The 8,481-nt window shown below is 67.9% G+C and carries 10 protein-coding genes; 2 read left to right on the top strand and 8 right to left on the bottom strand.

The features are described 5' to 3' along the window. Positions 1–241: 241 nt before the first annotated feature. From HMPREF3114_RS07700 to HMPREF3114_RS07680, 5 genes are read right to left on the bottom strand one after another with little or no spacing between them, the layout of a single operon-like run. Complete coding sequence (locus tag HMPREF3114_RS07700) at positions 242–1,051, bottom strand: M15 family metallopeptidase (RefSeq protein ID WP_053500813.1); 810 nt, start codon at positions 1,049–1,051, stop codon at positions 242–244. A 9-nt stretch (positions 1,052–1,060) separates the two neighbouring features. Then, complete coding sequence (locus HMPREF3114_RS07695; RefSeq protein ID WP_070489507.1) at positions 1,061–1,654, bottom strand: PH domain-containing protein; 594 nt, start codon at positions 1,652–1,654, stop codon at positions 1,061–1,063. Positions 1,655–1,657: 3 nt separating this feature from the next. Next, a complete protein-coding gene (locus tag HMPREF3114_RS07690; RefSeq protein WP_005415690.1) occupies positions 1,658–1,837 on the bottom strand; it encodes a DUF4177 domain-containing protein in 180 nt (59 codons plus the stop codon). Continuing rightward, positions 1,834–2,013 (bottom strand): type II toxin-antitoxin system antitoxin, encoded by a 180-nt coding sequence (locus HMPREF3114_RS07685; RefSeq protein ID WP_053500810.1) that lies wholly within the window; start codon positions 2,011–2,013, stop codon positions 1,834–1,836. Before HMPREF3114_RS07685 ends, HMPREF3114_RS07690 begins: the two co-directional genes overlap by 4 nt. Positions 2,014–2,058: 45 nt before the next feature. Further along, on the bottom strand, positions 2,059–2,940 hold the full coding sequence (locus HMPREF3114_RS07680) for an SPFH domain-containing protein (RefSeq protein WP_053500808.1): 882 nt from the start codon (positions 2,938–2,940) through the stop codon (positions 2,059–2,061). A 137-nt stretch (positions 2,941–3,077) separates the two neighbouring features. Here HMPREF3114_RS07680 and purT point away from each other — a divergent pair, with 137 nt between their 5' ends. Continuing rightward, entirely contained in the window at positions 3,078–4,265 is a 1,188-nt protein-coding gene (gene purT, locus HMPREF3114_RS07675; protein ID WP_053500806.1) for a formate-dependent phosphoribosylglycinamide formyltransferase, read from the top strand. An 85-nt stretch (positions 4,266–4,350) separates the two neighbouring features. On the opposite strand, the gene HMPREF3114_RS07670 is transcribed toward purT, so the two are convergent. Beyond that, on the bottom strand, positions 4,351–5,556 hold the full coding sequence (locus tag HMPREF3114_RS07670) for an endonuclease/exonuclease/phosphatase family protein (protein ID WP_053500804.1): 1,206 nt from the start codon (positions 5,554–5,556) through the stop codon (positions 4,351–4,353). 37 nt (positions 5,557–5,593) lie between these two features. Beyond that, positions 5,594–6,349, bottom strand: coding sequence for an arginyltransferase (locus HMPREF3114_RS07665; RefSeq protein ID WP_053500802.1), 756 nt, complete (start codon positions 6,347–6,349; stop codon positions 5,594–5,596). 156 nt (positions 6,350–6,505) lie between these two features. On the opposite strand from HMPREF3114_RS07665, the gene HMPREF3114_RS07660 reads away from it, so the two are divergent. Continuing rightward, entirely contained in the window at positions 6,506–7,066 is a 561-nt protein-coding gene (locus HMPREF3114_RS07660; RefSeq protein ID WP_005415696.1) for an EF-hand domain-containing protein, read from the top strand. 59 nt (positions 7,067–7,125) lie between these two features. Here HMPREF3114_RS07660 and HMPREF3114_RS07655 read toward each other — a convergent pair whose 3' ends face one another. Next, positions 7,126–8,343, bottom strand: coding sequence for an RNA polymerase sigma factor (locus HMPREF3114_RS07655; protein ID WP_070489506.1), 1,218 nt, complete (start codon positions 8,341–8,343; stop codon positions 7,126–7,128). Between the last annotated feature and the right edge of the window lie 138 nt (positions 8,344–8,481).

Below are 8,481 nucleotides of genomic sequence, written 5' to 3'. Positions count from 1 at the left end.
CGGAGAGCAGCCGAGCATGGCTCGGCTCTACAGAATCGCAAGCACCTCTTCACCCTCGCCGGACCTGCGGTGCTCGGCTCGCTTGAAGGCGGACCCAACAGCCGCGCGCTGACCCGTTGTAGAGACTTCGAGCGAAGCGACCCGGTTTTGTCTTTGCTCTCTTGTTCCATCCCGTGGCGGACGCACGCGGAATCCGCCCGGACAGCTCCATGAATTTCGCCTTGCGGTCGCCACGAGGGGCTCAGCCGTTGGCCGGTCTCCAGCACCAGTGCCAGGGTTCGTAGACGATGCCGTGCGGGTTGTCGCGCGGGTAGCTCAGCTGGAAGCCATGCGCGCCGGCATGCACCTGTAGCCAGGCGAACGCGTCGGTAGCGTCGAACGATTCCTCGGCCGGGGCATCGCCCGGCGTGCCGATGTCCAGCGCATGGCCGCTATGGTGTTCACTGAACCCCGGCGCGGCATTGACCTTCAGGATCTCGGCCACGCTCAGCCCGCGCGCCCGTTTCCGTTCGAAGATGCCCAGTTGGTAGGCATGGCTGCGGAAGCCGGAGATTGCATCCAGCGCGATGCCATCGCGCGCTGCATGCAGGCGCATCCGCCGCCAGCCCTGTGCAGCGCCGCGGCGCAGCCACAGCGGGCGGGCGAAGCGGTCGCGCCCAGCAAAGTGAAGCAGGCACGGTTCGGGTTCCAGCGGCAGGCCGCTGTCGTCGGCATAGCGCTGGGCATCCAGGCCGAGCTGCTGCAGGCGCTGCTGCAGCCCGGCGAGGGGCAGCCACTGCGCTTCCAGATTTGCACCGAACGGCCGGGCCGCGGCTGCATCCAGCAAGGCCAGTGCTTCCTCGGCCCCGGGCTCGCGCGCCAGGCGCGGCACCATGGCGTGCACGCCGTGTTCCACCACCGCCGCCAGGTAACGGCCATCGCACTTGCGCCGCAGCACCCAGTTCGCTCGTGACAGCAGGCGCGCGTCGAGATTGCTGCGCGCACGCAGCAGGCCGGCCGGCCACAACTCGATGGCTTCGGTATTGATCAGCAGGGGCAGGCGTCGTTGCATCGCCGCAGCTTACTGCCGCGGGCCCGGCACGGCCACCTTGCGCAGTGCTTCCAGCAGCGCCTGTGGCCGATCGAGACTGAGCAGCAGGGTGCTGCCATCGCGGACCGGCAGGGCGAGGACGCTCGCGCGGTTGGTGACCAGCGCGAAACCCTTGCCACCGCCCTGCAGGCGAAAGTGACCGGAATAGAAGCCCGGCATCGCGTAGCCGTTGGTCTTGAAGCGGATGCCATAGCGGGGGGCACGCTGCAGGTCGACCACCTCGGCCTGGTCCAGCCGCAACTGCGCCACCGGAACGCGGCGGCGGTACATCGTCGAACGCACGTCCAGCATGCCATCGGCCAGTTCCACCCGTCGGCGGAAGAATGCTGCGCCCAGCCCGATGCCTAGCGCTGCAATGACCAGCAGACTCCAGGCGGCGCTGCCGCCCATCCGGAACCAGGGTGGCGACAGCGTTACTTCGATCCAGGGCGCCGTCGCCGGCGCCTTGTACAACTGCGCATACAGGCAGGCCACGAAGGCGGCGAGCAGGGGCAGCACGATCCACAGCACGCGCAACGGCGAGCTCTCGGCCACCTCGTACTGTTTCGGATCGCTGGCGCCCATGGCTCAGGCCTCCTTCTTGAACACCAGCATCGCCGGGCGCATCGGTGCGGGGATGATGATGTTGACCAGTTCCCAGCCCAGTTGGCCCTGGCGGCTCAGCTCGCTCTGGATGTCCTCGGCCTTGAGCAGGCCCATCATGGACGTCTTGACCTCGATCGTCTGGTAGCTCCAACGCTTGCTCATTCCATGTCCTCCGAAGATGGCGTGGGTTTCGGCAGGCGTCCTGCCTTGCGCAGGGCGTCGCGCAGCACGTATTCGATCTGTGCGTTGAGGCTGCGCAGCTCGTCGTCAGCCCAGCGTTGCGCCGCGGCCAGGACCTCGGCGTTGATGCGCAGCGGATAGGCTTTCTTCTCACTCATGCAAGCTCCTGGCGGGGCGGTGGGGCGCCCCGTTGCGAGGGTGGTTCAGTACAGCGAACCGGCGTTGACGATCGGCTGGGTGCCGCGGTCCGAGCACAGCACGGTCAGCAGGTTGCTGACCATGTGCGCCTTGCGTTCCTCATCCAGCTGCACCACGCCGTTCTTCTGCAGTTCGGCCAGGGCCATTTCAACCATGCCGACCGCACCGGCCACGATGCGCGTGCGTGCAGCGATCACTGCGTTGGCCTGCTGCCGCTGCAGCATCGCCTGGGCGATTTCGGCGGCGTAGGCGAGGTGGCTGATGCGTGCGTCGATCACCTGCACGCCAGCGTCGGCCAGGCGTTCGGCCAGCTCGTTCTTCAGGTGCTGGGAGATCTCGCTGGCATGGCTGCGCAGCGCCAGCTGTCCCTCCTCGTGCTGGTCGTAGGGATAGCTGGTGGCCATCGCGCGCAACGCCGATTCGGACTGGATGTGCACGAAGCTCTCGTAGTCGTCCACGTTGTAGACGGCCTCGGAGGCATCGACCACCTGCCAGACGATGACCGCAGCAATCTCGATCGGGCTGCCGTCCAGCTCGTTGACCTTCAGCTTGCCGCTCTCGAAGTTGCGCACGCGCTGGCTGACCCGGCGCTTGGCATAGAAGGGGTTGTTCCAGCGCAGGCCGTTGTCCTTGACGGTGCCGATGTACTTGCCGAACAGGCTCAGCACCGCCGCCTGGTTGGGCTGGATGGTGTACAGGCCGGCCAGGATGAAGACCGCAGCGAAGATCACCAGCATGCCGGCCAGCATCAGCAGCAGGTTCGGTGAGCCGGAACCGGTCCTGGTCGTCGCCCCGAGTACGAACAGTGCGGTACCCGCCAGCGCGACCAGCAGGGATCCGGCCAGGGTGCCCAGGCCGTTGAGGGAGGCAAGCGACTTCTCTTTCATGGCGGTACGTCCTTGAGGGTTCGAATTGAAGATATCAAAGTGATATCACTTTTCGACTACCGTTCGTCGGATGCCATGACCCGGGTGCGCGGCCAGCTAGAATGCCCACCCGCCTTCACGTCGCTGCTGGAACCGCCATGGCCAAGCTTGGAACTCCGTTGTCTCCCTCCGCCACCCGCGTGCTGCTGCTGGGCTCGGGCGAACTCGGCAAGGAGGTGGCCATCGAGCTGCAGCGGCTGGGCGTGGAAGTGATCGCCGCTGACCGCTACGCCGATGCCCCGGCCATGCAGGTCGCCCACCGCTCGCACGTGATCGACATGCTCGATGCGATGGCGCTGCGCGCCCTGATCGCCCAGGAGCAGCCACATCTGGTGGTGCCGGAGATCGAGGCCATCCATACCGAGACCCTGGTCCAGCTGGAGCAGGAGCAAGGCCTGCGGGTGATCCCGACCGCACGCGCCGCGCGCCTGACCATGGACCGCGAGGGCATCCGCCGCCTCGCCGCCGAAACCCTGGGCCTGCCGACCTCGCCCTACCGCTTCGTCGATACCGAGGCCGAATACCGCGCTGCCGTGGCTGCCATCGGTCTGCCGTGCGTGGTCAAGCCGGTGATGTCGTCCTCGGGCAAGGGCCAGAGCACCCTGCGCAGCGAAGCGGACATCGCTCCGGCCTGGGAGTACGCACAGACCGGTGGCCGTGCCGGTGCCGGCCGCTGCATCGTCGAAGGCTTCATCGATTTCGACTACGAGATCACCCTGTTGACCGTGCGCCATGCCGGCGGCACCTCATTCTGTGCGCCGATCGGCCACCTGCAGAAGGATGGCGATTACCGCGAAAGCTGGCAGCCGCAGCCGATGTCGAGCGCGGCACTGGCGCGTGCCGAAGAGATTTCGCGTGCGATCACCGACGACCTTGGCGGCTGGGGCCTGTTCGGCGTCGAGCTGTTCGTGAAGGGCGACGAGGTGTGGTTCAGCGAAGTGTCGCCGCGCCCGCACGATACCGGCCTGGTGACCCTGGTTTCGCAGGAACTGAGCGAGTTCGCGCTGCACGCGCGCGCGATCCTCGGCCTGCCGGTTCCGGTGATCCGCCAGAGTGGCCCGTCGGCGTCGTGCGCGCTGTTGGCACACGGCGAGGGTGTGCCGTACTTCAACAATGTCGCCGCCGCGCTGCAGGTACCGGATACCGCCGTGCGCCTGTTCGGCAAGCCGAGCGTGCATGGCCACCGCCGCGTCGGTGTGACCCTGGCGCGCGCGGAAACCATCGACGAAGCACGCGCCATCGCGCGTGATGCCGCCTACGCCATCGGCGTCGAACTGCGCCCCTGAAAAAGGAGCGACGACCAACGGTCGTCGCCTACCGAAACCCGGTGGGTACCGACCGTTGGTCGGTACGCTCAACGTGCAGTCGACTCTACCGCACGTCCACCCACACCAGATGGTGGTCGCTGCCGTCGGCGATCTTCGCTTCCGGGCTTTCATTGGCCGGCCAGAAGATGCCGCTGCCCACGTACTCGAAACCGGTCGAGGGAAGCACGTAGTCCAGGCGCATGGTGCCGGACTTCGGGCCGAAATCGCCGGTGGCGTGGAACGGTGCGCCCTTGCGTTCGATGCCCTTGGCCGCATAGGCCAGGCTGGTCTGCTCGCCGCCGACGCTGCGCGGGGTGGGGTAGCGCAGCACGCGCGCGTTCTCGATCAGCTCGACGATCGCCTCGTGGCGGCCATCGCCATCGACCGGGTCGTTGTTCAGATCGCCGAGGATCACGAAGCGCGCGTCCTCCGCCAAGCCGCCGCACTGGCCCTTGTCGTCGCACAGCCAGGGCTTGTCACCCTTGGACAGGTATTCCTGCCACAGGCGCAGTTCGTCGTGGTTGCGTGCCGCGTTGCGCTTTTCCGGGCCGTCGAACACCGGCGGGGTCGGGTGCGAGACCAGCGCGTGCACCACGCCGGCCGGGGTCTTCACCGGCACGTCCCAATGCGACTTCGACGACAGGCGCAGCTGCGACCACACATGGTCGTTGTAGAAGCTCTGGCCGGTACGTGGGTCGACCGGGCGGATCGCGCCGGGCATCGCGCTCCACTTCAGCAGCTGGAAGCTGCGCACCTTGGCTTCGTCGATCGGGTAGCGCGACAGCACCAGCATGCCGTACTGGCCGGGGTGCAGGCCGTAGCCCCAGGCATCGTTGCCGCGGCTGCGGCCTTCGCCGCCGACCACGCCGTTGTTGTCCAGATCCAGGCCGCTGGGCACACCGGTGTTGACCGGCGCCAGGTAGCGGTAGGCAAAGTGCAGCGGCTTGCCGCCGCCGGGCTGGGCGACTTCCAGGTAGCGCTTCTGGAACAGGTCGGCGGCGCGATGGGCATCGTCGAAATCGAATTCGTTCAGCAGTACCAGGTCCGGGCGCACCTGCTGCAGCACGGCGGCGATCTTGCGTGCGTGCTCGCTGTCGCCCTCCAGTTCCTTGATCAGGCCACCGGCATCATCGGAGTACAGCGAAGTGTTGTAGGTGGCCAGGCGCAGCGCAGTGGACGGCTTCTCAGTCATCGCGGGGGACGTGGCAAAGGCGGGGGCGGTGGCGCCGCAGAGCAGGGCCAGGGCGAGGATCAGGGGTTTGGCGTTCATCCCCCTATTCTGCACCCGGCCCGGTGTCAGCGGTTTGTCAGCGCCCGTCCAGTTCGTTGTCGAAATCGTGCCAGCGGCGGCCGTCGTAGGCCTCAAGGGGATGGAAGCGGCGCTTGTAGTCCATCTTCTGGTGCCCGCGGATCCAGTAGCCCAGGTACACGTGCGGCAACCCCTCGCGGCGCGCCCACTCGATCTGTTGGAGGATCGCGAAGGTACCCAGCCCGCGCGCGGCGTGGTCCGGGTCGAAGAAGGTGTAGACCGCCGACAGGCCATGCTCGGTGACGTCGGTCACCGCCACCCCCAGCAACTGGCTGGGCTGGCCGTCGTGGCCGGGCAGGCGCATCTCCATGAAGCGGGTGTGCGACCAGCTGCCGATCAGGAACTGCTCGAACTCGTGCGGGCCATGGTCGTCCATGCCGCCATTGGCGTGGCGGTGGGTGAGGTAGCGGTGATACAGCGCGAACAGGTCGTCACGGGCGGTGGCGGCGGTGATCCGCACCTCCAGGTCGTCATTGCGGGCGGCACAGCGGCGCTGGCTGCGGTCCGGGGCGAAGCGGGCCACCGGGATGCGCACCGCCACGCAGGCCTGGCAGTGCGCGCAGTGCGGCCGGTAGACCAGATCACCGCTGCGGCGGAAGCCCCAGCTCAGTGCCAGCGGGTACAGGCCACCCAGCCGGCGATCGTGCGGATCCAGCACCAGGTCGCGCGCCACCCGGTCGGACCAGTACCCGCAGGGGTGCTCGCCGGTCTGGAAAAGCCGCAGTTCGTCGTCTCTATCGCCGTGTAGTGCCATGGGCACAGCATAGCCCCAGCCCGTCGCAGTGGCGGCGACTGTCCGCCGGATGAATGGATCTGGCAGCAGCGTCAACCGATGTCGCGCCCGGGCGTTGTTGTCACTCGAGGGTGAAGTGATCACCCCGACGCAATTCCCATTCCCAGGAGTGACCCCATGATCCGTACCCCCCTGCTGCTGGCCCTGCTGCTCGGCACTTCCGCCTCCGGCATCGCCCTGGCGGCCGACACCCCGGCCACGTCGGCGCAGCGCCCGGCCAAGCTGGACACCAATGGCGACGGCGTGATCGACCGCAGCGAGGCGGCTGCCAACCCGCGCCTGGCCGCGAAGTTCGACGAGCTGGACAGGAACAAGGACGGCAAGCTCTCGCGCGATGAGATGCCGCGCTGGCAGCATGGCCGCCGTGGCCACGGCGGTGAGCGCTGGGCCAGACTGGACGTCAACAAGGACGGCCGCATCAGCCGCGACGAGGCCAAGGCCGACCCGCGCCTGGCCGCGCGCTTCGAACAGCTCGACCTCAACAAGGACGGTTACCTGGACAAGGCTGACCGCGAGCTGCGCATGAAGCAGCATCGTGATGCCTGGTTTGCTGCCGCCGACACCAACAAGGATGGCCAGCTGAGCAAGGCCGAGTTCGACGCGGCCAAGGGCCCGATGCACGGTGGCCCGCGCCAAGGCGGTCCGCGCGACGGCGGTGCACCGAAGTCGCAGCGCTGATTCATCGCGCGCTGACCGACCACGACGCCGGCGTACTGCCGGCGTCGTGCGTTGAGGCCCTAGCGGCCGCTGGAATGGGCCACGGCATACAGCACGACGCCCAGCACCACGATGTTCATGGCGATGATCCCGGTACGCCCATACAGCGATTCATACACCCAGTTGGTGCCGGTGCGCCCACGCCGCGACGAATCGCGCGCGATCAGCGGCGCCATGATCTGCTGCAGCGGTCCCAGGCACTGGTAGTTCACCAGACCCATGCCGAGCACCAGCACCAGCAGATGCACCCACGTCGGGGTCTGCAGCAGTACCACCGCCAGCACTGCCAGGCAGCAGGCCATGGCTGTCCAGGTGTTCATGCGCACAAAGCGCCAGACCCGCGCGCGTTCGGCATCGGTCTTGGCATAGGACAGCAGGAATCGACCGCCCAGGTAGCTGCCGATCACGCCGCCGGCAACGCCACCAGCGAACGCGCCCCAAGTGCTGGCCGGAATCATGTGCAGGTAGCCCAGGGTGGCGGTGACCGAGCCCATGGCTGTACCCCCGGCCACGCTGGCCCCGCCCAGGCCCAGCTTGCTGCTGCCCACGCCGACGCCGGCGCTCAGCAGGATCGCGGCACTGGCGGTGCCGGGTGCGGCCACCAGCACCATCGACACCACGGCGGTGGCGAAGGCGGCGCTCGGCGCGCTGCTGCGCGCGAACTCACCGAAGCGCTGCAGCAGGCCGTCGCGCACCAGCGCGCGGGCGCGCGACAGGCGCTTGCGCACGGCGGCGTCGCTGAGCCCGAGCAGGTCGGCCACCTGCTGCGAGCGCTGGCCTTCGCGGTAGTACAGCAACAGGACTTCGCGGCTGTCGGCGGGCAGGGTGGGGATGATGTCCTCGGCGGCGATTTCTTCCTCCACCCGTTGCAGGCGATCGGCTGCGCCCGGGGACGGATCGGCGGCCATCCCCATCGCCACCTCGGCCGCCTCGCCGGTCAGTGGACGGCCACGCTGGGCGCGCAGCCAGTCGCGGGCGAGGTTGCGGGTGATCTGCCGCAGCCACGGCAGGAAGCTGGTCGCGCTGCGCAGCTGGTGCAGCTGCTGCCAGCCCTTCACAAAGGCTTCCTGGGCGATGTCCTCGCTGGCCTGGCGGTCCCGGGTGATGGCCAGCGCGATGGCGGTGACCGTGTTCTGGCAGGCCAGCACGATGCGGCCGTAGGCGTGCTGGCAACCGCTGGCGGCGGCGGGCAGTTCGCGTTCCAGGGTCTGGTCGATCGATGCGGTGAACGTCGTCATGGCGGCGGCTCTCCGGGGGGATTGTGTCCCATGACGGAGCCGCGCGCGAAGTGTGACCAGCATTCTGTGCGGTAGTGCCGGCCGCTGGCCGGCATCCTCATGACAAAAAGGGGACGGAGGGGATTAAGTCGTTTGTGC

Source organism: Stenotrophomonas sp. HMSC10F07 (genome assembly GCF_001807895.1).
Taxonomy (GTDB): Bacteria; Pseudomonadota; Gammaproteobacteria; order Xanthomonadales; family Xanthomonadaceae; genus Stenotrophomonas; species Stenotrophomonas sepilia.
Note: the sequence above shows the minus strand (reverse complement) of the source record. Positions and strands in the feature narration are given on the sequence as shown.